Source organism: Streptomyces sp. NPDC006743, assembly GCF_040703815.1.
Lineage (GTDB): Bacteria > Actinomycetota > Actinomycetes > Streptomycetales > Streptomycetaceae > Streptomyces.
Map to the genome: position 1 here is coordinate 160,317 of NZ_JBEYJA010000004.1, position 22,529 is coordinate 182,845.

Here is a 22,529-nt window from a genome sequence, read left to right on the forward strand (position 1 = left end):
ACAGGGCCGCCCGGGGCGGCCGGGGCGGGACTGGACGGGACTGAGCGCGGCTGGGGACGCCTGGGATCTGGGGATCCGTCGGGCACCGGCCCGGTGGTCAGGAGCGGGCGGGGAGGACCGGGACCGCCCGAGGCTGGCCGGCTCGGAGCCGGTCGGGGCGGGCCGCGCCCCGCGCAGGGTCCGCCGGGGATCGGCGTCGCACCAGGCGGCGTCGCACCGGACGAGGCTGATCCGGGGCGGAGGCGGGCCGGACAGGGCCGGGCCGGGAACGGGTCCGCGATCCGGGCCGGGGCCGGAACCGGAACCGGCGCCGGAGTCGAACCCCAGGGGCGCCAGGGCCGGACTCCCAGGGGCGCCGGCGCCGAACCGTGAGCGGTGTGGGGGCGGGCGAGGGTGTGTGGGGGCTCATAGGGGGCGTGGGGCGGGGTGGGGCTGTTGGGGGCCGTCCGTCGTCGATCCGGGCCGTAATGGCGCTAGCCGCGGTCGTATCGGGGCACTATGACGGGGTGGCAGCCGCGAGGACGCCCCCGGAGACCGCAGGGCTCGGTGAGCCCGAGGGGTTGGCGGAGGGCAACAGCCGGGGCAGCGGTTCGGGCCGGTTCGGCGGGTCCGTCCGCGCGGTGGGCCGTGCCCTGCGCCTGCCGTTCACCGGCACGGTCCGCGGCATCCGCCGCGCCACGCACGCGCACGGCGCCGGCGAGTCCGGGCTCGGCAAGCTGATCGAGCTGCACGCGGTGAACGGCGCCGGCGACGTCATGATCACCGTGGCGCTCGCCTCCACGGTCTTCTTCTCGGTCCCCACCGACGAGGCGCGCGGCCGGGTCGCGCTCTACCTGGCCATCACCATGGCACCGTTCACCGTCCTCGCGCCGGTCATCGGCCCCCTGCTGGACCGGCTGCCGCACGGGCGGCGCGCCGCGATGGCCGCAGCGATGCTGGCCCGCGCGCTGCTCGCGCTGATCATCGCGGGCGCCGCGGCCGGCGGCGGTCTGGAGCTGTATCCCGCGGCCCTCGGCGTGCTGGTCGCCTCGAAGGCGTACGGCGTGGTCAGGAGTGCCGTGGTGCCGCGGCTGCTGCCGCCGTCGTTCTCCCTGGTCAAGGCGAACTCACGGGTGACGCTGGGCGGGCTGCTCGCCACCGGCGTGGCCGCGCCCATCGGGGCGGGGCTGCACCTGGTCGGGCCGCGCTGGCCGCTGTACGGCGCCTTTGTGATCTTCGTCGCGGGAACGTTCCTCTCCTTCTCGCTGCCCCGCAAGGTCGACTCGGCCAAGGGCGAGGACCGGGCGCGGCTCGCGGCCGACGCCGCCCGGCCGCACGGGCCGCGCCGCCGGGCGGCCAAGCGCCCCGGCCTGCGCAGCGTCGGCACGGCCGTCACCCACGCCCTGGCCGCGAACGCGGCGCTGCGCTGCCTGTCCGGCTTCCTGATCTTCTTCCTCGCCTTCCTGCTGCGCGAGCACCCGCTGGCCGGCGCGAGCGCGGCGGTGTCGCTGGGGATGGTGGGCGTCGCCGCGGGCACGGGCAACGCGCTCGGCACCGCGGTCGGCGCGTGGCTGCGCTCGCGCGCCCCGGAGCTGATCGTCGTGACGGTCGTGGCGATCGTGCTCGGGGTGGCCGTCACCGCGGCCGTGTTCTTCGGCGCGTTCCTGGTGGCGTGCCTGGCCGCGTTCGCCGGGTTCGGGCAGGCGCTGGGCAAGCTGTCGCTGGACGCGCTGATCCAGCGGGACGTGCCGGAGGTGGTGCGCACCTCCGCGTTCGCCCGCTCCGAGACGCTGCTGCAGATGGCCTGGGTGCTGGGCGGCGCGATCGGCATCGTCCTGCCGCTCAACGGCGTACTGGGCCTGTCGGTGGGCGCGGCGATCGTCGCGGCCGGCTGGCTCCCCACGGCACGCGGGCTGCTCGCCTCCGCCCGCCGCGGCGCGGACACCGGCCGTCCCCGGGCGGCCTGACCCCGTCGGGGGCGGCTCCAGAGGGGCCGGGCCCTGCCTGCCGGGCCGGTCGGGCGGCACGCCGTACCCCCGCGTGGCCACAGGGCTGGACGCGCCCGATAGCCTTCGGCCATGACCTCGCTGCAATCCGCTGTGCGACGCCGCCGCGCCGTCGCCGCCGCCGTTTCCGCCGGACTGCTTCTCCTGACGGCCTGCGACAAGCCGACGCCGATGGCCACGATCACCGTCGGCGACGACTCGGTGCACTCGGAGGCCACCTGCTACAACGACGGCAAGGCGATCAAGACCGCCGACCTGCCCAAGTGCCTGAAGTCGGACAAGACGATCAAGGTCGACCCCGACGAGACCGTCCGCTTCGGCGTCGACCCGGACATCGCGGACAAGGGCTGGTCCGTCCTGATGAACGGTCAGCCGCTGACCGACACCAGCAAGAAGACGTACACCACCATTCCGGGCAGCGTGTTCTTCAACCCCCAGTACGGCGCCAGCGGGAACTCCACCTGGATCGCCGTCAAGGAGGGCAACGACAAGGACGTGACGGGCGTGTGGTCCTTCAAGCTGCAGAAGGACTCCTGACACGTCCTCCGTACGCGTACTCGTCGCCACCGCCGTCCCGGCCGAACGGGACGCGGTGGCACGGGCGTTCACGGAACCGGTGCGTGAACTGCCGCTGCCCGCGACGACCGTGCACCGCTTCGGCGGGTACGACCTGATCGCCGCCGGGGTCGGCCCGGCCCTCGCCGCCGCCTCCACCGCGACCGCCCTCACGGCCGCCGCGCTCGGCGGGACCCCCTACGACCTGGTCGTCTCCGCGGGCATCGCGGGCGGCTTCACGCCCGGCCGGGAGCCGGGCGCGGCCCCCCGGACGGCCACCGCCGCGCCCACCGGAACGGACCGCGGCACGGACGGCGGCGCGCCGTCCGCCGCGGCTGCCGGCGCGCCCGTCGGGTCGCTCGTCCTCGCCGACGAGATCACCGCCGCCGACCTGGGCGCCGAGACCGGTGACGGGTTCCTGCCGGTGACCGACCTCGGCTTCGGCACCGTCACCCACCGTCCCCCCGGATCACTCGTACGGGCAGCCGCCGCCGCGACGGGCGCGGCCACGGGCACCGTGCTGACCGTCTCGACGGTGACCGGCACCGCCGCCCGTGCCGACGCCCTGCGCGCCCGCCACCCCCGCGCCCTCGCCGAGGCCATGGAGGGGTTCGGCGTCGCCGAGGCGGCCGGCGCCCACGGCGTCCCCGTACTGGAGCTGCGCGCGGTCTCCAACCCGGTCGGACCGCGCGACCGCGCCGCCTGGCGCATCGGCGACGCGCTCGCGGCCCTGACCGAGGGCTTCGGGAAGCTCGTCCCCGTACTGGAGAGGTGGAAGCCACATGAGCCCGCAGAATCCTGAGCAGTTGCAGATCGCCTACTCGCCCTGCCCCAACGACACCTTCGTCTTCGACGCCCTCGCCCACGGCCGCGTCCCCGACGCGCCCGCCCTCGACGTCACCTTCGCCGACATCGACCTCACCAACGGCATGGCCGAGCGCGGCGAGCTGGACGTGCTGAAGGTGTCGTACGCGGTGCTGCCGTACGTGCTGGGCGAGTACGCGCTGCTGCCGTGCGGCGGCGCGCTCGGCCGGGGCTGCGGGCCGCTGGTGCTGACCCGCGAGCCGGAGGCCGGCCTCCAGGGCCGCACGGTCGCGGTGCCCAGCGAGAAGTCGACGGCGTACCTGCTGTTCCGGCTGTGGGCGGCGGACACCGTGCCCGGCGGGGTGGGCGAGATCGTCGTGATGCCGTTCCACGAGATCATGCCGGCCGTGCGGGACGGGAAGGTCGACGCCGGCCTGGTGATCCACGAGGCGCGCTTCACGTACCAGAACTACGGTCTGCACAAGCTCGCCGACATGGGCGAGCACTGGGAGGCCACCACCGGGCTGCCCATCCCGCTCGGCGCGATCATCGCCAAGCGGTCGCTGGGCGCGGACACGCTGAACCGGCTGGCCGAGTCGGTCCGCGCCTCGGTGCGCGCCGCCTGGGACGACCCCGAGGCGTCACGGCCGTACGTCATGGCGCACGCCCAGGAGATGGACCCGGCCGTCGCCGACCAGCACATCGGGCTGTACGTCAACGAGTTCACCGCCGACCTGGGCGAGGACGGCTACGCGGCGATCCGCGGGCTGCTCACCCGTGCGGCGGCCGAGGGACTCGTACCGCCCCTCGGCCCGGACGCGCTGTCCTTCCCGTGACCGGCTCCGACGGCGGCACCGGCACCGCGGCCGGAGCCGTGACCCGGGCCTTCCGGCCGGGTCACACGTCCAGCTGGTCGGCGACCGCGCGCAGCAGCCCGGCGACCTTCTTGCCGGAGGCCTTCTCGGGGTAGCGCCCGCGCTCCAGGGTCTGGCCGACGCTCTCCAGGAGCGTGGTCAGGTCCTGGACGATCGAGAGCAGTTCGTCCGGCTTCTTGCGCTGCGCCGCCGCGACCGAGGGGGCCGGTTCGAGGAGCGTCACGGTCAGGGCCTGATCGCCGCGCTGACCGGCGACCACTCCGAACTCCACCCGCTGTCCCGGCTTGAGCGTGTCTACTCCGGCGGGAAGGACCGAGGAATGGACGAAGACGTCACCGCCGTCGTCGCGGGAGAGGAAGCCGAAGCCCTTCTCGCTGTTGAACCACTTGACCTTGCCAGTCGGCAAAGCACACACTCCCTCGATCGGTCCCGGACGCCGTTGAACTGCCGACGAACCACCTTACCGGGGCTCTCCCCACCCGATCACGCCCTTAACCACGCCCCGTAACGGGTCCGGGAGCCCGCGCGCCCCGGGTGGCGCAAAAGAGGCGCACGGCCGCGCGGACCGCTCGCGGCACCGAGTCCGCTCCGCCTGCCCGGTGACGCCGGCGACCGCCCGCGGACGTCACCGGGCCGCCGCCCGGGACCCGGCCCCGGCCCGCCCGGGGCGCGGGGAACTACCCTGGGCGGGTGCGTGACAAGACCCCAGCGAATCCCGCCCCCGGTGACCGGCTGATCCGGGCCGGTGCCCTCGTCTTCTTCCTCGGCGCGCTCTGCACCATGGTGACGGTGGCGCCGTTGTTCTTCGGGGCGAAGCCCTTCCCGACCTACATGTTCGGGCTGAGCATGCTCATGGCCGTCGGCTTCCTGATCGCCGCCGGCGGCGTGTTCCAGTCGATCGCCGCGGGCCGCCGGCAGGCTCGCGGCGACGCCGGGTAGGCGGGGCGGCCTGGGCCGCCGGTCGCGTGGCTAGGCCGAAAAACGCGGGCCGGACCGCGCGCCGGCCTCTTCACCGGATCCCGCGCCCGCCTCTTCAGCGGCCCCTTCGCCGGGCCGCGCGTACTCCGAGAGCCAGGCCGGGAACGCGGTCAGGTCGGTGAGGACGACGTCCGCGCCGGCCGAGCGCAGTTCCTCCGCGTCGCACGGCCCGGTGGCCACCGCCACCGACAGGGCGCCGGCCGCGCGGGCGCCGCGTACGTCGCCCACGTGGTCGCCGACGTACACCCGGGCGCCGTACTCGCGCAGTGCCTGCGCCTTCTGCTCGGCCCACAGGCCGCCGATCACCGCGTCCGGCTCGATGCCCAGGTGCTCCAGGTGCAGCTTGGCGTTCGGCTCGTACTTGGCGGTCACGACGATCGCCCGTCCCCCGGCCCGCCGCACGGCCGCGACCGCCTCCCGCGCGCCCGGCATCGCGAGCGTGGGCGTGACGGCGGTCGCCGGGTAGATCTCCCGGTACAGGTCCGCCACGGCCGGCACCCGCTCGGCCGGGAACCAGTTGACCAGCTCGTCCTCCAGCGGCGGCCCGAGCCGCGTGACCACCAGGTCGGCGTCGACGGGCGTCCCGGTCCGCGCGGACAGCGCCACGTAGCAGGCGTGGATGCCGGGGCGCGAGTCGATGAGGGTCATGTCGAGGTCGAACCCGACGGTCGGCGGACGCGAGGTGGTGTGGGCCATGGGGGCCATTGTGCCCAGGGGGCCGGGCGGGCGTGCGGGCGGCCCGGATCCCGGACGCCCGCGGGGCGGCTACCGCCGGCGCTGGGAGCGCCAGAGCAGGAACAGGGCCGACAGCACGGCCGCCGCCCGGACCACCCACGGCCAGGTGTGGGCGACCGCGTCGTTCATCTGGCCCTGGGCGATGGGGGTGCCCCAGCGGCCGTCCTGGCGGCCCCACAGCCACAGGAGCCCCGCGGCCAGGGCCAGTGCGGGCATGCCCATGACGGCCCACTTGGACTCGGTGGGGGTCAGCCGCCGGGATCCGTACGCGATGACCCAGCCGAACAGCAGCGCGAACGGGTTGCCGGTCACCGCACCGCCCACCAGCAGCGCGGCGGCGAGCAGGAGCAGCGGGTTGCTCCACCGCCCGGCGGGGGCCGCCTGCCTGCCCGCGCGCCGGGGCAGCAGGGGGAAGCGGCGTCGGGGGGCGGATTCCGGTGCGGCCGCCGCGTCCTGCCCCGGAACCGCCGCGGGCGCGGGCTGCTCCGCCGCGGGCTCCTTGGTCGGCGGGGCCTTGAGCAGGTCGGGGATCTCCACCCCTCCGACGAAACCGGCCGGGACGTCGTCCCCGAGCCCGAACGGGCTGCCCTGCGCGCGCCACCAGCCGTCGCGGGGCAGCGCGGCGGCCAGGTCGTCGGCGGTCGCCAGGTGCGGCGGGACGGCGCCGCCGGCCGGCGGTGCGGGGTCCGCCTCCGGGCGGGCCGGACGCGGCCTGGGCACGACCCGGCGCAGTCCCCTCGGCCTCTCCCGCCGCGGTTCCGGATCCGCGGCGGGCCCCGCTTCCTGCCCCGTACGGGCGGGTCCGCCGGGGGCGGGGGCCGGCTCGCGCTGCACGGGCACGGCGGGGCCCTGGGGCCATGCGGTGCCGGTGCCGCCGGTGCCGGGGGCACCCGGGGTGGCGCCCGGACCGGCGGTGCCGCCCGCCGCCGCGACGATGTCGTCGGGGCTGCCCAGACGGTCCAGGATGCGGCGGACGGCGGCCGGACTGTCGACGGCCGCCTTCGCCCGGCACCGGTCGATCTCGTCGCGCAGCTCCGACACGAGCCGCATCCGGGTGGCCGAGGACAGCTGGCGCTGCTGCGCGACGTCCCCGACGCGGCTCAGATACTCGTAGACGACCTGGTCGCTCTCGATCCCCACGAACCCCTCCGGGGCGGCTGGCCGATGACCCCGTGGCACGACGGTACCGCGTGCGCGGCGCCCACCGTAGCCACCGGTGACCGTGGCGACGGCGGCCGCCCCACCACCCGCACGGCCGGGACCCGGCCACCACCGGCACACCGGGAACAACCCCCGCTCGGCACACCCGGGAACAGCCTCCGCCCGGCAGACCCGAGAACCACCACCGCCCGGCAGACCCGGGGTCCGACAACCGTGGGACAGCCAGGAGCCGGTCGCCGCCCGGACACCCGGCCGCCGCCACCTCGCAAGGACAGCCGGGGACCCGCCACCGTGCACGCCCGCACGCCCGGAGCCCACCGCGTGCATGCCCGCACCTCCCGGGAACCGCGCCTGCACCCGGCGGTCCGCCACCGCCCGGACGGCCGGGAGCCCGCCCTCGCGTGCACATCCGGACGCCCGGAACCCACCGCCGCGCCCGCCCGGCCACCCGCCATCGCCCGACTGCCCACCACCGCCCAGCCGCCCACACGCGGGCTGCCCGCCGCCACCCGCTCCCGTGGCGCCCATCACCCGTCTCACCGCCCGCACCCCCGGGAGCCTGCCCCGCCCGCTCGCACGGGGCCCCGTGCCGGCCCCGCCGCCCGCGCGCCCGGGTGCCGTCGCCGCCCCGTCGCCGCCGCGCGCCTGCCGGGCTGCCGTGGGCACCCGCTACCGTGGGTCGGATGAGCAGCGATGAGAAACCGGCGGCAGCCCCCCGCTCGCTCGCGGAGGCGCTCCGGGCGCGGGACGACGCCTCCCTGACCGCGCTGCTGCGCAGCCGCCCGGACCTCATCACGCCGGTCCCCGCCGACCTCACCCAGCTCGCCACCCGCGCCGGCACCCGCGCCTCGGTGGTGCGGGCCCTGGAGCGGCTGGACCGGTTCGCCCTGCAGACGGCGGAGGCGCTGGCCGTGGCGGGCGACCCGGCGACGTACGGGGAACTGCTCGGCCTGATGGCCGGGGACGAAGGGGACGCCGCCGTCGCCGCCGCGCTGCCCCGCGCGCTCGGCACGCTGCGCGAGCAGGCCCTGGTCTGGGGCGGTGACGACCGGCTGCGCCTGGTGCGCACCGCCCGGGAACTGCTGGCCCCTTCCGCGCAGCACCCCTCCCCCACCGGGCTCGGGCCGACGGTGCAGGAGGCCACGGCGGGCATGTCGCCGGGCCGCATCCAGGAGATCGTGACCGCCGCCGGGCTGCCCTCCACCCACGACTCCGTCTCCGCGGTCGCCGCGCTCACCGCGCTGTTCACCGACCGGAAGCGGATGGCCGCGCTGCTGGCAACGGTGCCGGACGACTCCCTCGACGTCCTCGACCGCCTCGTGTGGGGACCGCCGTACGGGCAGGTCACCGCCGATCCCGCGCCCCGGCTGCGGCTGCTGATGGACCGCGGGCTGCTGCTGCCCACGGCGCCCGGCACGGTCGTGCTGCCCCGCGAGGTGGCGCTGCACCTGCGCGCGGGCCGGGCGCACCGCACGCCCGAGCCGGTGCCACCCGCCGTGACCGCGGCGGCCACGCACCGCCCGCAGATCGTGGACGCGACGGCGGCCGGACAGGCGTACACGGCGCTGGCCACCGTCGAGGAACTGCTGAAGGACTGGGACGAGGGCGGTCCGAACGTGCTGCGCGCGGGCGGCCTGAGCGTGCGCGACCTCAAGCGCACCGCCGTCGCCCTGGACGTGTCCGAGCCGGTCGCCGCGTTCTGGCTCGAACTCGCCTACGCGGCCGGGCTGCTGGCCTCCGACGGCGACGTCGAGGAGCGGTACGCGGCGACCCCCGCCCACGACGAGTGGCTGGAGCGGCCCCCGGCCGACCGCTGGGCGCACCTCGCCGGGGCGTGGCTGTCGGCGACGCGGACGGCGGGTGTGGTGGGCGGACGGGACGCGAAGGACCGCACGCTGTCCGCGCTCGGCCCGGGTCTGGACCGCTCGGCCGCCCCGGAGGTGCGGCGCCGCGTGCTGTCCCTGCTGGCCGCCCTGCCCGAGGGCACCGCCCCGGACCCCGAGTCGGTCCTCGCCCGGCTGCGCTGGGAGCGTCCGCTGCGCGGGCCGCAGCGCGACCACGACCACGACCTGCGGGAGCGCCTCGCCCGGTGGACGCTGTCCGAGGCCGAGCTGCTGGGCATCACCGGCCGGGGCGCGCTGTCCGCGCACGGCAGGGCGCTGCTCGGGGCACCGCCCGCGGCGGCCCCGGCACGGGCGGCCGAGCCCACCGGGCCGGGCGACAAACTGCCCGTCCACCACCACCGGGCCGATACCGCCGCCGCCCCGGGCTCCGTCCCGTCCGTCGCCCCCGCCCCCGCCCCCGCCGTCGCGTCCGCCGCCGAGCGGGCGGCCTCCGCGGCCGCCGCCGCACGCCTGCTCGCGCCGCTGCTGCCCGAGCCGCTGGACCACGTCCTGCTCCAGGCCGACCTGACGGCGGTGGCGCCCGGCCCGCTGCGACGGCCGCTGGCCGATGTGCTGGGCGTGCTCGCGAACGTGGAGTCCAAGGGCGGCGCGACGGTCTACCGGTTCACCCCGGCCTCGGTGCGGCGCGCCCTGGACGCCGGCCGCACCGCCGCCGACCTGCACGCCTTCCTCGCCCAGCACTCCCGTACCCCGGTCCCGCAGCCGCTCGCGTACCTGATCGACGACGTGGCCCGGCGCCACGGGCACCTGCGGGTGGGGGCCGCGTCCGCCTACGTGCGCTGCGACGACGACGCGCTGCTGAACGAGATCCTCGCCGACAAGCGCTCGGCCGGACTGCGCCTGCGCCGGCTCGCCCCGACCGTGCTGGCCACGCCCGCCGACCCGGCCGCCCTCCTGGAGGGCCTGCGCGCGATGGGGTACGCCCCGGCGGCGGAGTCCGCCGAGGGTGACGTCCTGATCGCCCGGGCCGATTCCCACCGCACCCCGCCGCGCACCGCCCCCGAACCGGTCCCGGACGGCCCGCCCGTCCCGGACGCCACGCTGCTGTCGGCGGCCGTGCGCGCGATCCGGGCGGGCGACCTGGCCTCCACCGCGCCGCGCAAGGCGACCGCGTCGGCCGCGGCCGACGGCGATCTGCCCCGCACCAGCTCCGCCGAGACGCTGGCCACCATGCAGGCCGCCGTCCTCACCGGCGAGGCCCTGTGGATCGGCTACGTCAACGCCGAGGGCACCGCCGGCCAGCACGTCATCGCCCCCATCCGGGTCGAGGGCGGCTTCGTGACGGCGTACGACCACACGGCGGACGAGGTGCGCACCTACCCCCTGCACCGGATCACCGGGGTGGCCGAGCTGGAGCCGGACGCCGGCTGAGGGACGCCAGGACATGCCGCGGCGCCGGCGCGGTGACACCCGTGGCCCGCCCGGAGGCCGCCCCTCGCTCCGGCCGGGGCCCGGCTGCGGTCCGGCCCGACGCTGCGGCTGCGGCCGGCCGGCCCCGCGGGCGTGTCCGCCCGCCGGATACCGGCCGCGATCCGCCCGGGATCCATCCGCCGCTCCCGGCCGGCCCCGCGGGCGTGTCCGCCTGCCGGATACCGGCTGCGGTCCGGTCCTTCCTCCGGCCGCCCGCCCGTCGTGAGGGGCCCGGCCCGTGCGGCCGGTGGTGCACACTGGAGTTTTGGCCGAGCCGTCCGGCCGCGTCAGCGAAAGGGTGCCGCGCGTGAATGGTCCGTTGATCGTCCAGTCCGACAAGACCCTGCTCCTGGAGGTCGACCACGAGCAGGCCGACGACTGCCGCCGCGCCATCGCCCCCTTCGCCGAGCTGGAACGGGCGCCCGAGCACATCCACACCTACCGGGTGACCCCGCTGGGCCTGTGGAACGCGCGGGCGGCCGGCCACGACGCCGAGCAGGTCGTGGACGCCCTCGTGCAGTACAGCCGCTATCCGGTGCCGCACGCGCTGCTCGTCGACATCGCCGAGACGATGGACCGGTACGGACGGCTCACCCTCAGCAAGCACCCCGCGCACGGCCTGGTGCTGACGACGACGGACCGGCCGGTGCTGGAGGAGGTCCTGAAGTCCAAGCGGATCGCCCCGCTGGTCGGGACCCGCATCGACGCGGACACCGTGGCCGTGCACCCCTCCGAGCGCGGGCAGATCAAGCAGACGCTGCTGAAGCTGGGCTGGCCGGCGGAGGACCTGGCCGGGTACGTCGACGGCGAGGCGCACCCGATCGAGCTGGCCGAGGACGGCTGGGCGCTGCGGCCCTACCAGAAGCAGGCCGTGGAGAACTTCTGGCACGGCGGCAGCGGTGTGGTCGTCCTGCCCTGCGGGGCCGGCAAGACCCTGGTCGGCGCGGGCTCGATGGCGCAGGCCAAGTCCACCACGCTGATCCTCGTCACCAACACCGTCTCCGCCCGGCAGTGGAAGCACGAACTGGTGAAGCGGACCTCGCTGACCGAGGACGAGATCGGCGAGTACAGCGGGACCCGCAAGGAGATCCGGCCGGTCACCATCGCCACCTACCAGGTCCTCACCACCCGGCGGAAGGGTGTCTACCCGCACCTGGAGCTGTTCGACTCCCGGGACTGGGGGCTGATCGTCTACGACGAGGTGCACCTGCTGCCCGCGCCGGTCTTCAAGTTCACCGCCGATCTCCAGGCCCGGCGGCGGCTCGGGCTGACCGCGACGCTGGTGCGCGAGGACGGCCGCGAGTCCGACGTGTTCTCCCTGATCGGCCCGAAGCGGTTCGACGCGCCCTGGAAGGAGATCGAGGCGCAGGGCTACATCGCGCCCGCCGACTGCGTCGAGGTCCGGGTGAACCTGACCGACTCCGAGCGGCTCGCCTACGCCACCGCGGAGACCGAGGAGAAGTACCGCTTCTGTGCCACCACCGCGACCAAGCGGAAGGTCACGGAGGCGATCGTGCGCCGCTTCGCCGGGCAGCAGATCCTGGTGATCGGCCAGTACATCGACCAGCTCGACGAGCTGGGCGAGCACCTGAACGCCCCGGTCATCAAGGGTGAGACGTCCAACGCCCAGCGGGAGAAGCTCTTCGACGCGTTCCGCGAGGGCGAGATCAACGTGCTCGTGGTCTCGAAGGTGGCGAACTTCTCCATCGACCTGCCGGAGGCCACGGTCGCGATCCAGGTCTCGGGCACCTTCGGCTCCCGCCAGGAGGAGGCCCAGCGGCTGGGCCGCGTACTGCGCCCCAAGGCCGACGGGCACCAGGCCCACTTCTACTCGGTGGTCGCCCGCGACACGATCGACCAGGACTTCGCCGCGCACCGCCAGCGCTTCCTGGCCGAACAGGGCTACGCCTACCGGATCATGGACGCGGACGAACTGCTGGCCGGGGAAGCCTGACCGGGGCCGCGCCGTCATCGCCGCGTCCCACACACCCCAGGGCGCTCGCCGCCAGCAGGGCGAGGCCCAGCAGGGCGTAGGGCGCGGCGAGCGGTTCCTGCCACCACGGCAGGCGCAGGTCCAGGTCGCCGGCGTGCGGGACCAGCCACAGGGTGCGGGCGGTGAAGACGACCGCGGTGAGCGCCGCCCAGACCCGGTGACCCTCGGCCAGGAGCACGGCGGTCAGCGGCACGCACCACACCCAGTGGTGGGACCAGCTGATCGGCGAGACCAGCAGCGCGGTGAGGGCGGTCAGCAGGACGCCCCACCGCTCGCCGGGCGCCCGGCGGGCCAGCCAGAGACCGGCGGCGGCGACCGCGAGGTCCGGCAGCAGCCAGGCGAGCCCGGGGCCGGGGTCGCGCAGCACGCGGGCGATCAGACCCTGGAGGGACTGGTTGTCGACGATCCACAGTTTCCCCACTCGGTCGGTCTCGAAGACATGACGGGTCCAGTACGCGACGCTCGCCGCCGGCTCGGCGAGCACGCCCACGGCGACGGTCCCGGCGAAAGCGGCCGCCGCGGTGGCCGCCTCGCGTCCGCGCCCGCGCAGCAGCAGGTAGAGGGCGAAGAGTCCCGGGGTGAGCTTGATGCCGGCCGCGAGACCGATCGCCGCGCCCCTGCCGCGCGCGCCGGTCGGCCGGGTGAGGTCCCACAGCACCAGGCAGGCGAGGGCGAGGTTGATCTGCCCGTACCGGAACGTCTGGAAGACCGGTTCGCACCACAGGGCCAGGGCCGTCGCGGTGCACAGCGTGGCGAGGCCGGCCGGGCGGCCCGCCAGGCGTGCGGACAGGTGGACGAGCCAGGCGAGCAGGAGCGCGTTGCCCGCGAGGAAGGCCGACTTCAGCAGGGGTACGGGCAGCAGCGCGGTCGGCACGAACAGCACTGCCGCGAACGGCGGGTAGGTGGCCGGGAGGTGGCCCTCCGTGACCTCGAAGCCGTACAGGTCACGGCCGTGGAGGACGGCGGCGCCCTCGGCCCGGTACACCAGGGCGTCGGGCATCGGCAGGCGCAGGGCGGCGAACACGGCCCCCAGGGCGAGGAAGGAGACCGCCAGGAGGGCCGGGTGGGCCGCCGCGCGTGACCGGAGGGCCACCGTCCGTTCTGTCACGGACCGACCCTAAAGGGTTACTTATGACGTATGCCCGCTTCCTCGCCGTACTCCCCGAGGATGATCACGTCGAACGCCGCACCCGCGAACACCTTCACGGCGTGCAGGGCGTCGCCCAGGCGGTGGTGGTGGCTGCCCCTGACAGCCGTGGCACCGGCCGGGCGAGCGGCGGGTGCCGGATGGATGGTCGCTGCACTCATGACTCAAGGGTGGCTCTCGGGACGCCTGGTCGGCATCGGTCTGCGGAGCCAATCCTCCCGCCCTCCGCGTACCCCTCCGGAGGGATGCCGTCCCCTACACCGCCCGGGCGACTTCCCCTAGGGGACGCCCCGGCCGGCTCCCCCGGCAGCACCGGCCGCCCCACCCGCCGCACCGGGACCCGCCGCACCGCCCGGCAGCCCGGCCGCCCACTCGCCGTGCTACCGGACCACCGCCCCGCCCGCCCGCCGGAAAACGGTTGGCCCTCACCGCCCCCGGCCCTCTACAATCTCCGCTCCTGCCCGCCTCCCCACGGAGTGCCGCCGACCGGACGGAAACCGGCCGGCAGTTTCCCGCGCGCCCGCACCGCACGGCACCGCGTCACCCGCCGCCGCGCGCGGCACCGCGCCGCGCCGACTGTCCCGTAGGTCTTCCGGAGGCACCCCCTTGTCGTCGTCCACGCCCACCGACTCCGCAGCACGTCCCGCGACACCCCGGACGGCCGCGGCAGCGGCCGCCGAGCCCCCCGCGGACGACCCGCTCGCCCGTGAGCGCTCCCACCTGGCCGCCTCCCGCGCCGCCCTGCGCGCCATGCGCGAGGACGTCCAGTCGCTCGACATCCGCGACGTCAGCGCGAACTGGGTCAACGCCGAGGTGCTCGCCCGGCAGATCGACGAGCGCATCAAGGCGCTGGCCGACCTGAGCGACACCCCGCTGTTCTTCGGCCGCCTCGACTACCTGCACGCCCCCGGCGCCGACCGGGCGGAGGGCGCCGAGGGCGAGCGCTTCTACATCGGGCGTCGGCACGTGCACGACGCCGACGGCGACCCCATGGTCATCGACTGGCGCGCGCCGGTCTCCCAGCCGTTCTACCGGGCGTCGAAGAAGGACCCGATGGACGTCGGGCTGCGCCGCCGCTTCGGCTACACCGGCGGCGACCTGACGGCGTACGAGGACGAGCACCTGTCCGACCCGGCCGAGGCGGCCACCACCAGCAAGCTGCTCCAGCAGGAGATCGAGCGCCCGCGCGTCGGCCCGATGCGCGACATCGTGGCGACCATCCAGCCCGAACAGGACGAGATCGTCCGCTCCGGCCTGGGCGGCACCGTCTGCGTCCAGGGCGGCCCCGGCACCGGGAAGACCGCCGTCGGCCTGCACCGGGTCGCCTACCTCCTCTACGCCCACCGCGAGCGCCTGGCCCGCACCGGCACCCTCGTGATCGGCCCGAACCGGTCCTTCCTGAACTACATCGAACAGGTGCTCCCGGCCCTCGGCGAGCTGGCCGTGCAGCAGGCGACCGTCGACGACCTGGTCGCGCACGCCGAGGTGCGCGGCACGGACGACGCGGCGGCGGCGCTGGTCAAGGGCGACGCGCGCATGGCTCAGGTGCTGCGCAGGGCGCTGTACTCGCACGTCACGATGCCCACCGAGCCGGTCGTGGTGGTGCGCGGTTCGCGCCGCTGGCGCGTTCCCGCGTACGAACTGGAGGAGCTGGTCCGGGAGTTGCTGGAGCGCGGGATCCGGTACGGAGCCGCCCGCGAGGCCCTGCCGCAGCGCATCGCGCACGCCGTGCTGGTGCAGATGGAGCGGGCGGGCGAGGCCCCCGACGACCGCGTGCAGGACACCGTGGCCCGCAACTCGGCGGTGAAGGCCGCCGTCAAGGCCGTCTGGCCGCCGGTCGACCCGGCCAAGCTGGTGCTGCGGCTGCTCACGGACGCCGAGTTCCTCGCCGAGCACGCCGAGGGGGTCCTCACCGCCGAGGAGCAGAAGACGATCCTGTGGGCGAAGCCTGTGAGGTCGGTGAAGTCCGCGAAGTGGTCGGCGGCCGACACGGTGCTGATCGACGAGGCCGCCGACCTGGTGGAGCGCACCCACTCCCTGGGACACGTGGTGCTGGACGAGGCGCAGGACCTGTCCCCGATGCAGTACCGCGCGGTCGGCCGCCGCTGCACGACCGGCTCGGCGACCGTGCTCGGCGACCTGGCGCAGGGCACCACGCCGTGGGCGACCCGCACCTGGGAGGAGGCGCTGGCCCACCTGGGCAAGTCCGAGGGGGTCATCGAGGAGCTGACCGCCGGTTTCCGCGTGCCGACGGACGTCATCACCTACGCCTCCCGGCTGCTGCCGCACATCGCGCCGGGGCTGACGCCGGTCGCCTCGGTCCGGGAGAACCCGGGCTTCTTCCGGATCCGGGCCGCCGAGGGGGACGCCGACGTGGTCGCCGCCTGCGAGGAACTGCTGCGGCACGAGGGCTCGACCGGCCTGATCGCCGCCGACGCCAGGATCCCGGCCCTGGCCGGCGCCCTGGCCGCGGCGGGCCTGGCCCACCTCTCCCCCGGCGAGGAGACGACGGCCGAGACCCGACTCACCCTGGTCCCGGCCTCCCTCGCCAAGGGCCTGGAGTACGACTACGTGGTCCTCGACGACCCGCAGGCGGTGGTCGACGGCGAACCGGACGAACGGACCGGTCTGCGCCGCCTGTACGTGGCCCTCACCCGTGCGGTGTCGGGCCTGATCGTGACCCACACGGCCCCGCTCCCGCCCCAGCTGACCTGACCGGCCGGCGATGTCCGGGCGCCGGGCAGGCACCCCGTGTCCGGGCTGCCGGCAGGCACCCGGTGTCCGGACCGCCGGGCAGGCACCCCCGGCGTCCGGACCACCGACGCGCAGCCGCGGGCCGTGCGGCCGGCGCCCCGCGCCGTCGGCCGCGCGGCGCCCCCGGACACCCAGGAAGCCCGGCCGAGCCACCACCGCCCGCACCGGACACCCGGCCCCGCCACCCCACGCACGGCACCCGCCGCCCGCCCGGGTCACCCCCGGTCCGGCGGCTCACACCGCCAGTCGCTCGGCGTTCTGCCCGTCCAGCACCGAACGCCACTGCGCGACCGCGTCCGCGCACACCGCGCCGGCCCACCCGTCGGACCGCGCCGCGCCGCCGATGTGGAAGGCGTCGATCCCGGCGGCGCGCAGCGGCGGCAGGTGCTCCAGGCGCAGGCCGCCGCCGACCATGATCCGCTGTTCGTAGCCGGGCCGGCCGGCGCGGGCCGCCTCGGCGACCAGGGTGGGCAGCCCGGCGTCCACGCCGCCCGCCGCGCCCGCGGTCAGGTACGTGTCCAGGCCCGGCAGCCCGTCCAGCTGCTTGCGCACGGCGTCCCGGTCGGCGGAGTTGTCGATCGCCCGGTGGAAGGTCCACGGACATCCGTCCAGGGCGCCGACCACGGCTTCCACGGCCGCCATGTCCACCAGTCCGTCCGCGCCGAGGAACCCGAGCACGAACTCCTCGGCGCCCGCGGCCCGCATGTCGCGCACGACCCCTGCCAGCCTGTCCACGCCTCCGGCACCGCCCGCGGCGAACCCGTCCGCGAGCCGCACCATCACGCGCAGCGGGATGTCGACGGCGGCACGGATCGCGGCGACGGTCGCCACCGGCGGGGTCAGCCCGTCGGCCGCCATGTCGGTGACCAGCTCGAGGCGGTCCGCGCCTCCGGCCTGGGCGGCGACCGCGTCCTCGGCGTCGAGGGCGATCACCTCCAGGACTGCACGCATGCTCATAGGACCCCTTTCCTCGGATGCCGTGGGGCTTGACAGGTCTAGTCCAATATCAGGGTACGCCGAACGGGCCCCCGGGCGCAGAACCCGTCGCCCGAAGATGTCCGGCTCCCCCTTCGGCGGGGCGGATCGCGCAGGACAATGGCGCCATGGCCGATCACGTCGACATCGAAGCCCTGCGCATCCGATGGACCCGCGCCCTCGACGGCGCCCGTGGCCCCGGTGGCGGACCGGACCCGGTGCCGTACGCCGACAACCTGCTCGGCCGCTGGCGGGAGCCGCAGCGGCACTACCACACGCTCACCCACCTCACCGCGGTCCTCGACCACGTCGACGTACTGGAGGAGTACGCCGACGATCCGGACACCGTCCGGCTGGCCGCCTGGTTCCACGACGCCGTCTACCTGCCCGAACGCTCCGAGAACGAGGAGCGGTCGGCGCGGCTGGCCGAGCGGGCGCTGGCCGAGTCCGGCGTCCCGGCGCACAGGACGGCCGAGGTGGCCCGGCTGGTCCGCCTCACCGTCAGCCACGACCCGGCCGGCGACGACAGCGACGGCCAGGTCCTGTGCGACGCCGACCTGGCGATCCTGGCCGCGCCCCCGTCGGCGTACGCCGCCTACACGGCCGCGGTCCGCGCGGAGTACCACTTCGTCCCCGGCGACGCCTTCCGCGAGGGCCGCGCGGAGATCCTGCGCCGGCTGCTCGGCCGGCCCCTGCTGTTCCGCACCCCCTACGGCCAGCGCCACTGGGAGGCCACGGCCCGCTACAACCTCACCTCCGAGCTGGAAATGCTGTCGTCGTGAGGCGGCCGCGGCGCCTACCCTGCGCCGTATGAGGGCATGGGGCGGGGACGAGGTGGAGCAGGCCGTCACGGACGCCGTGGCGGTGCTGCGGACAGCGGCGGACCGGGACTGGGAGGGGGTACGGGCCGCGCGCCTGGAGTGGAGCTGCCGGCGGACGGCCGAGCATGTCGCGGGCGATCTCATCTCCTACGCCGGGCAGTTGGCGGGCCGGGCGCAGAACGCGTACGTGCCGTTCGAGATCACCCTCGACGAGGGCACGGACAACACGGGCGCCCTGGAGGTGATCGAGGCGACCGGCAGGCTGCTCTCCGCGGCCGTACGGACCACGCCCCGCGAGGTGCGCGCGTTCCATCCGTACCCGTTCCGCAGCGCGAACCGCGAGGGCTTCGCCGCGATGGGCGTCGCCGAGGTGCTGCTGCACACGCACGACATCGCCCAGGGCCTGGGGCTGGCCTACGAGCCCCGGGCCGAGCTGTGCGAGGACGTGCTGACGCGGCTCTTCCCGCACGTCCGGCCGGGCGCCGCCCCCTGGCCCACCCTGCTGTGGGCCACCGGGCGCGGCGAGCTGCCCGGCCGGGCGCCGGTCACCGGGTGGCGGTGGAGCAACCCGCTCGTGCTCCCCGCCGGACGGCTCGTCCTGGAGGGCGTCACCCCGGCCGCCGCGCGGGACCTGGCCGCGGGCGGGGACGGCGGGTTCGCGTGGGTGGCGGACGGACCCTTCCACGGCACGCGGGAGGCCGCCGGGATGCTCGTGAAGGCGTACGAGAGCGGGGTGCACCGGCCCGAATGGGGCATGTTCGTGCTGGTGCGGCGCGAGGACGGGCGGGCGGTGGGCGGCATGGGCTTCCACGGCGTGCCCGACGAGGACGGGTGCGCGGAGGTCGGCTACGACCTGGCCCCTTCCGCCCGCGGCCACGGCCACGCCACCGAAGCGCTGCGCGCCCTGACCGCGTGGGCGCTGGCCCGCGACGACGTACGGCGGCTGTTCGCGAAGGTGGAACGGGCCAACCTGCCGTCCCAGCGGGTGGTGACCCGAACCGGTTTCGTCCGGGTGGAGGACGCCGGAGACCTGCTGGCTTACGAACTGCGCCCCTGAAGACGGCGTTTGCGGCGGCGCAGCCCCGCCGCGTGCAGCAGCCGCACCACCTCGCGGCTGCTGACCTCGACCGCGCCGGCCGCCACCGCGTCCGGGTAGCGGTGCGCGGGCAGGTCGTAGTGGTCGCGTTCGAAGGCCCGCGCCGGTACGCCCAACGCGGCGGCGAAGGCGTGCAGTTCGTCGTAGGAGGCGTCGCTGACGAGGTGGGACCACAGGCGGCCGTGCCCGGGCCAGGACGGCGGGTCGATGTAGACGGTCACGGCGCCACCGTGCCACGGGCGCCCCTCACGACGACGTCTTCCCGCCGATCGCCTGCGCCAGCGCGCCCACCGGCGCGACCTTCACGCCCGCCTGCGCGCACACCCAGTGCGGATCGGGGCCGAGTTCGGGTTCGACGTCGAGGGCGTGCGGGTCGCCGTACCCGCACACCGGGCACAGCGGCCAGCGGCCGTACCGCTCCAGCAGGGCGTCCTGGACGTCCTGGGCGACCAGACCGGCCACGTACCGCGCCCCGTCCGGCCACTGCTCCACCCACCAGCGGCGCTGGACGACGGAGTCCTCCACGAGCGAGACCACGTCCGCCTCGGCGACCTGGCCGGCGACGAGATCGGCGAGCACGAGGGCACGGGCGGCGTGCAGGGCCTGCTCGAGCGGGCTGATGGGTTCCATGGCTCCATTGTGCGCACGGGGCCGCCGCGGTGCGCGCGTGCGCACCCTTGACCGCACACCCGGACAGAAAATATCTTTCATACGTGACCCAGGACGTGAAGGAAATTTTCGCAGGTTCGGGCGCCGCCGCAGGCCTCACGCCTCCCGCACCCGCCGCCCTCGCGGCCAAGGTACGCACCCTCGCGCCGTCCATGACCCGCTCCATGCAGCGCGTCGCCGAGGCCGTGGCCCACGACCCGGCCGGCTGCGCGGCCCTGACCGTCACCGGCCTCGCCGAACTGACCGGCACCAGCGAGGCGACGGTGGTGCGGACCGCCCGGCTGCTCGGCTACCCCGGCTACCGCGACCTGCGCCTGGCGCTCGCGGGTCTCGCCGCCCAGCAGCAGTCCGGCCGCGCCCCCGCCATCACCACCGACATCGCCGTCGACGACCCCATCGCGGACGTCGTCGCCAAACTCGCTTACGAGGAGCAGCAGACCCTCGCCGACACGGCCGCCGGACTGGACACGGTCCAGCTCGGCGCCGCCGTCGCCGCCCTGGCCGCCGCCCGCCGTACGGACGTGTACGGCATCGGGGCCTCCGGACTGGTCGCCCAGGACCTCACCCAGAAGCTGCTGCGCATAGGGCTGATAGCGCACGGGCACAGCGACCCGCACCTGGCCGTCACCAACGCGGTGCAACTGCGCACGGGCGACGTCGCCATCGCGATCACCCACTCGGGTTCGACCGGGGACGTGATCGAGCCGCTGCGGGCCGCCTTCGAGCGCGGCGCGACCACCGTCGCCATCACCGGCCGCCCCGACGCGCCCGTCACCCAGTACGCCGACCACGTGCTGACCACCGCCACGTCCCGGGAGAGCGAACTGCGCCCGGCCGCGATGTCCTCCCGGACCAGTCAACTGCTCGTCGTGGACTGCCTGTTCGTCGGGGTGGCCCAGCGGACGTACGAGACGGCGGCACCGGCGCTGGCGGCGTCGTACGAGGCGCTGGCGCACCGCCACAGTCCGCGGGGCGGCTCCCAGCGTTCGTGACCACCGCCCGCCCCGGCACCGCCGGCCCCACCGCACCCGTACCGCACGGAGAGAGCCACCCCTCATGACCTCCCCCTCCCCCTACCGTCAGCTGCGCGCCGAGCTGGAGTCGCTGACGACCGAGGCGTTCCGTCCTGAACTGTCCGAGATCGACCGGCTGCCCACGCTGGAGATCGCGCGGCTGATGAACGCCGAGGACGCGGCCGTGCCCGCCGCCGTCGCCGAGCGGCTGCCGCAGATCGCCGCCGCGATCGACGCGGTCGCCGAGCGGATGGCGCGCGGCGGCCGGCTGATCTACGCGGGTGCGGGCACTGCCGGGCGGCTCGGGGTGCTGGACGCCTCCGAGTGCCCGCCGACCTTCAACACCGACCCGGGGCAGGTCGTCGGTCTGATCGCGGGCGGTCCGGAGGCGATGGTGACCTCCGTCGAGGGGGCGGAGGACTCCCGGGAGCTGGCCGTGGAGGCGCTCGACGCCCTCGGCCTCGGCCCCGACGACACGGTGGTCGGCATCTCGGCCTCCGGCCGCACCCCGTACGCCATCGGCGCGGTCGAGCACGCCCGCGCGCTGGGCGCGCTGACCGTCGGCCTGGCCTGCAACGCGCACAGCGCGCTGGCCGCCGCCGCCGAGCACGGCATCGAGATCGTCGCCGGACCCGAACTCCTCACCGGCTCCACCCGGCTGAAGGCGGGCACGGCCCAGAAGCTCGTCCTGAACATGCTCTCGACGATCACGATGATCCGCCTGGGCAAGACGTACGGGAACCTGATGGTCGACGTGCGCGCCTCCAACGACAAACTGCGCGCCCGCTCCCGGCGGATCGTCGCCCTGGCCACGGGCGCGCCGGACGAGGAGATCGAGCGGGCGCTGACCGCCACGGACGGCGAGGTGAAGGACGCCATCCTGGTCCTGCTCTCCGGGGTCGACGGCCCGGCCGCGGCCCGCCTGCTCGCCGAGTCGGGCGGTCATCTGCGGGCCGCGCTGGCGGCGGGCACGGCCGAGTCGCGGCCGGAGAACGGCAGGAGCGCCGGCGTGGTGTAGGACACGTCCTGACCTAGATCGTCCGTAGCGTGGTCGTCGACCGAGGGAACAGAACTCTGGCGGAAGGCCGAGACCATGAGCGAGACGACGCAGAACACCGGCACCGTGAGCCCCGCCGCGCCGGCCGTCACCGGTGAGCGCGCGGACCTGCTGCAGGCGCTGGCCAAGCAGCGTCACTTCCTGACCTTCACCACCCGGGACCTCACCGACGAGCAGGCCGGCCGGCGCACCACCACCAGCGAGCTGTGCCTGGGCGGCCTGATCAAGCACGTCACGTCGGTGGAGCGGCTGTGGGCCGCGTTCATCGTGGAGGGCCCCTCCGCGATGCCCGACTTCTCCGCCATGACCGAGGAGGACTTCGCCCGGCGCGCGGACGAGTTCCGCATGCTGCCCGGTGACACCCTGGAGGGAGTGCTGGCGGCCTACGCGGAGGTGGCCCGCCGCACCGAGGAGCTGGTCGCCTCCCTGCCCGACCTGGACGCCGAGCAGCCGCTGCCCGAGGCCCCCTGGTTCGAGGCCGACACCCACTGGTCGGCCCGCCGGGTGCTGCTGCACATCATCGCCGAGACCGCGCAGCACACCGGTCACGCCGACATCATCCGCGAGGCGCTGGACGGCGCGAAGAGCATGGGCTGA

At 75.5% G+C, this 22,529-nt stretch carries 21 protein-coding genes; 13 read left to right on the top strand and 8 right to left on the bottom strand.

Features of this window, described 5'->3' with window-relative positions; translation table 11 throughout:
- Window positions 1–506: 506 nt before the first annotated feature.
- The 4 genes from ABZ719_RS05315 to ABZ719_RS05330 all read left to right on the top strand — a co-directional run bounded on the left by ABZ719_RS05315 (window position 507) and on the right by ABZ719_RS05330 (window position 4,180).
- Window positions 507–1,946, top strand: coding sequence for an MFS transporter (locus ABZ719_RS05315; protein ID WP_366723879.1), 1,440 nt, complete (start codon window positions 507–509; stop codon window positions 1,944–1,946).
- Window positions 1,947–2,057: 111 nt separating this feature from the next.
- Entirely contained in the window at window positions 2,058–2,522 is a 465-nt protein-coding gene (locus ABZ719_RS05320) for a DUF2771 domain-containing protein (protein WP_366723880.1), read from the top strand.
- Between the two features lie 55 nt (window positions 2,523–2,577).
- Window positions 2,578–3,342, top strand: coding sequence for a futalosine hydrolase (locus ABZ719_RS05325; protein WP_366723881.1), 765 nt, complete (start codon window positions 2,578–2,580; stop codon window positions 3,340–3,342).
- On the top strand, window positions 3,323–4,180 hold the full coding sequence (locus ABZ719_RS05330) for a 1,4-dihydroxy-6-naphthoate synthase (RefSeq protein WP_366723882.1): 858 nt from the start codon (window positions 3,323–3,325) through the stop codon (window positions 4,178–4,180). Before ABZ719_RS05325 ends, ABZ719_RS05330 begins: the two co-directional genes overlap by 20 nt.
- 61 nt (window positions 4,181–4,241) lie before the next feature.
- Here ABZ719_RS05330 and ABZ719_RS05335 read toward each other — a convergent pair whose 3' ends face one another.
- Window positions 4,242–4,625: a cold-shock protein gene (locus ABZ719_RS05335; RefSeq protein ID WP_037856949.1), complete on the bottom strand. Its 384-nt coding sequence runs from the start codon at window positions 4,623–4,625 to the stop codon at window positions 4,242–4,244.
- Window positions 4,626–4,909: 284 nt separating this feature from the next.
- Here ABZ719_RS05335 and ABZ719_RS05340 point away from each other — a divergent pair, with 284 nt between their 5' ends.
- Window positions 4,910–5,158, top strand: coding sequence for a hypothetical protein (locus ABZ719_RS05340; RefSeq protein ID WP_366723883.1), 249 nt, complete (start codon window positions 4,910–4,912; stop codon window positions 5,156–5,158).
- 30 nt (window positions 5,159–5,188) lie between these two features.
- Here the strand turns inward: ABZ719_RS05340 and ABZ719_RS05345 are convergent, their stop codons facing one another.
- Window positions 5,189–5,893 (bottom strand): HAD family hydrolase, encoded by a 705-nt coding sequence (locus ABZ719_RS05345; RefSeq protein WP_366723884.1) that lies wholly within the window; start codon window positions 5,891–5,893, stop codon window positions 5,189–5,191.
- 69 nt (window positions 5,894–5,962) lie between these two features.
- The gene (locus ABZ719_RS05350) at window positions 5,963–7,072 is read right to left on the bottom strand and encodes a hypothetical protein (protein WP_366723885.1); all 1,110 of its coding nucleotides are present in this window, start codon (window positions 7,070–7,072) and stop codon (window positions 5,963–5,965) included.
- Window positions 7,073–7,776: 704 nt separating this feature from the next.
- Here ABZ719_RS05350 and ABZ719_RS05355 point away from each other — a divergent pair.
- Window positions 7,777–10,368: a helicase-associated domain-containing protein gene (locus tag ABZ719_RS05355; RefSeq protein ID WP_366723886.1), complete on the top strand. Its 2,592-nt coding sequence runs from the start codon at window positions 7,777–7,779 to the stop codon at window positions 10,366–10,368.
- A gap of 346 nt (window positions 10,369–10,714) precedes the next feature.
- A complete protein-coding gene (locus ABZ719_RS05360) occupies window positions 10,715–12,361 on the top strand; it encodes a DNA repair helicase XPB (protein ID WP_037856961.1) in 1,647 nt (548 codons plus the stop codon).
- Here the strand turns inward: ABZ719_RS05360 and ABZ719_RS05365 are convergent.
- On the bottom strand, window positions 12,324–13,508 hold the full coding sequence (locus ABZ719_RS05365; protein ID WP_366723887.1) for a glycosyltransferase 87 family protein: 1,185 nt from the start codon (window positions 13,506–13,508) through the stop codon (window positions 12,324–12,326). The genes ABZ719_RS05360 and ABZ719_RS05365 overlap by 38 nt on opposite strands.
- Before the next feature lie 17 nt (window positions 13,509–13,525).
- On the bottom strand, window positions 13,526–13,708 hold the full coding sequence (locus tag ABZ719_RS05370) for a hypothetical protein (protein ID WP_037856963.1): 183 nt from the start codon (window positions 13,706–13,708) through the stop codon (window positions 13,526–13,528).
- A 589-nt stretch (window positions 13,709–14,297) separates the two neighbouring features.
- Between ABZ719_RS05370 and ABZ719_RS05375 the strand changes: the two genes are divergently transcribed.
- Window positions 14,298–16,262, top strand: a complete 1,965-nt coding sequence (locus ABZ719_RS05375; RefSeq protein WP_366724025.1) for a UvrD-helicase domain-containing protein — start codon at window positions 14,298–14,300, stop codon at window positions 16,260–16,262.
- A gap of 273 nt (window positions 16,263–16,535) precedes the next feature.
- On the opposite strand, the gene ABZ719_RS05380 is transcribed toward ABZ719_RS05375, so the two are convergent.
- Complete coding sequence (locus tag ABZ719_RS05380; RefSeq protein WP_366723888.1) at window positions 16,536–17,258, bottom strand: copper homeostasis protein CutC; 723 nt, start codon at window positions 17,256–17,258, stop codon at window positions 16,536–16,538.
- A 146-nt stretch (window positions 17,259–17,404) separates the two neighbouring features.
- Between ABZ719_RS05380 and ABZ719_RS05385 the strand changes: the two genes are divergently transcribed.
- Both ABZ719_RS05385 and ABZ719_RS05390 read left to right on the top strand, forming a co-directional pair.
- Window positions 17,405–18,058, top strand: a complete 654-nt coding sequence (locus tag ABZ719_RS05385; protein ID WP_366723889.1) for a hypothetical protein — start codon at window positions 17,405–17,407, stop codon at window positions 18,056–18,058.
- Window positions 18,059–18,086: 28 nt separating this feature from the next.
- The gene (locus ABZ719_RS05390) at window positions 18,087–19,154 is read left to right on the top strand and encodes a GNAT family N-acetyltransferase (protein ID WP_366723890.1); all 1,068 of its coding nucleotides are present in this window, start codon (window positions 18,087–18,089) and stop codon (window positions 19,152–19,154) included.
- Here ABZ719_RS05390 and ABZ719_RS05395 read toward each other — a convergent pair.
- Both ABZ719_RS05395 and ABZ719_RS05400 read right to left on the bottom strand, forming a co-directional pair.
- Entirely contained in the window at window positions 19,136–19,414 is a 279-nt protein-coding gene (locus ABZ719_RS05395) for a DUF4031 domain-containing protein (RefSeq protein ID WP_366723891.1), read from the bottom strand. The genes ABZ719_RS05390 and ABZ719_RS05395 overlap by 19 nt on opposite strands.
- A gap of 25 nt (window positions 19,415–19,439) precedes the next feature.
- Window positions 19,440–19,823: a hypothetical protein gene (locus ABZ719_RS05400; protein WP_366723892.1), complete on the bottom strand. Its 384-nt coding sequence runs from the start codon at window positions 19,821–19,823 to the stop codon at window positions 19,440–19,442.
- Between the two features lie 83 nt (window positions 19,824–19,906).
- On the opposite strand from ABZ719_RS05400, the gene ABZ719_RS05405 reads away from it, so the two are divergent.
- The 3 genes from ABZ719_RS05405 (at window position 19,907) to ABZ719_RS05415 (ending at window position 22,529) form a co-directional block, all read left to right on the top strand.
- On the top strand, window positions 19,907–20,854 hold the full coding sequence (locus ABZ719_RS05405; RefSeq protein WP_037856979.1) for a MurR/RpiR family transcriptional regulator: 948 nt from the start codon (window positions 19,907–19,909) through the stop codon (window positions 20,852–20,854).
- Window positions 20,855–20,918: 64 nt separating this feature from the next.
- Window positions 20,919–21,893, top strand: a complete 975-nt coding sequence (gene murQ / locus ABZ719_RS05410) for an N-acetylmuramic acid 6-phosphate etherase (RefSeq protein WP_366723893.1) — start codon at window positions 20,919–20,921, stop codon at window positions 21,891–21,893.
- Window positions 21,894–21,968: 75 nt separating this feature from the next.
- Window positions 21,969–22,529: a DinB family protein gene (locus tag ABZ719_RS05415; protein ID WP_366723894.1), complete on the top strand. Its 561-nt coding sequence runs from the start codon at window positions 21,969–21,971 to the stop codon at window positions 22,527–22,529.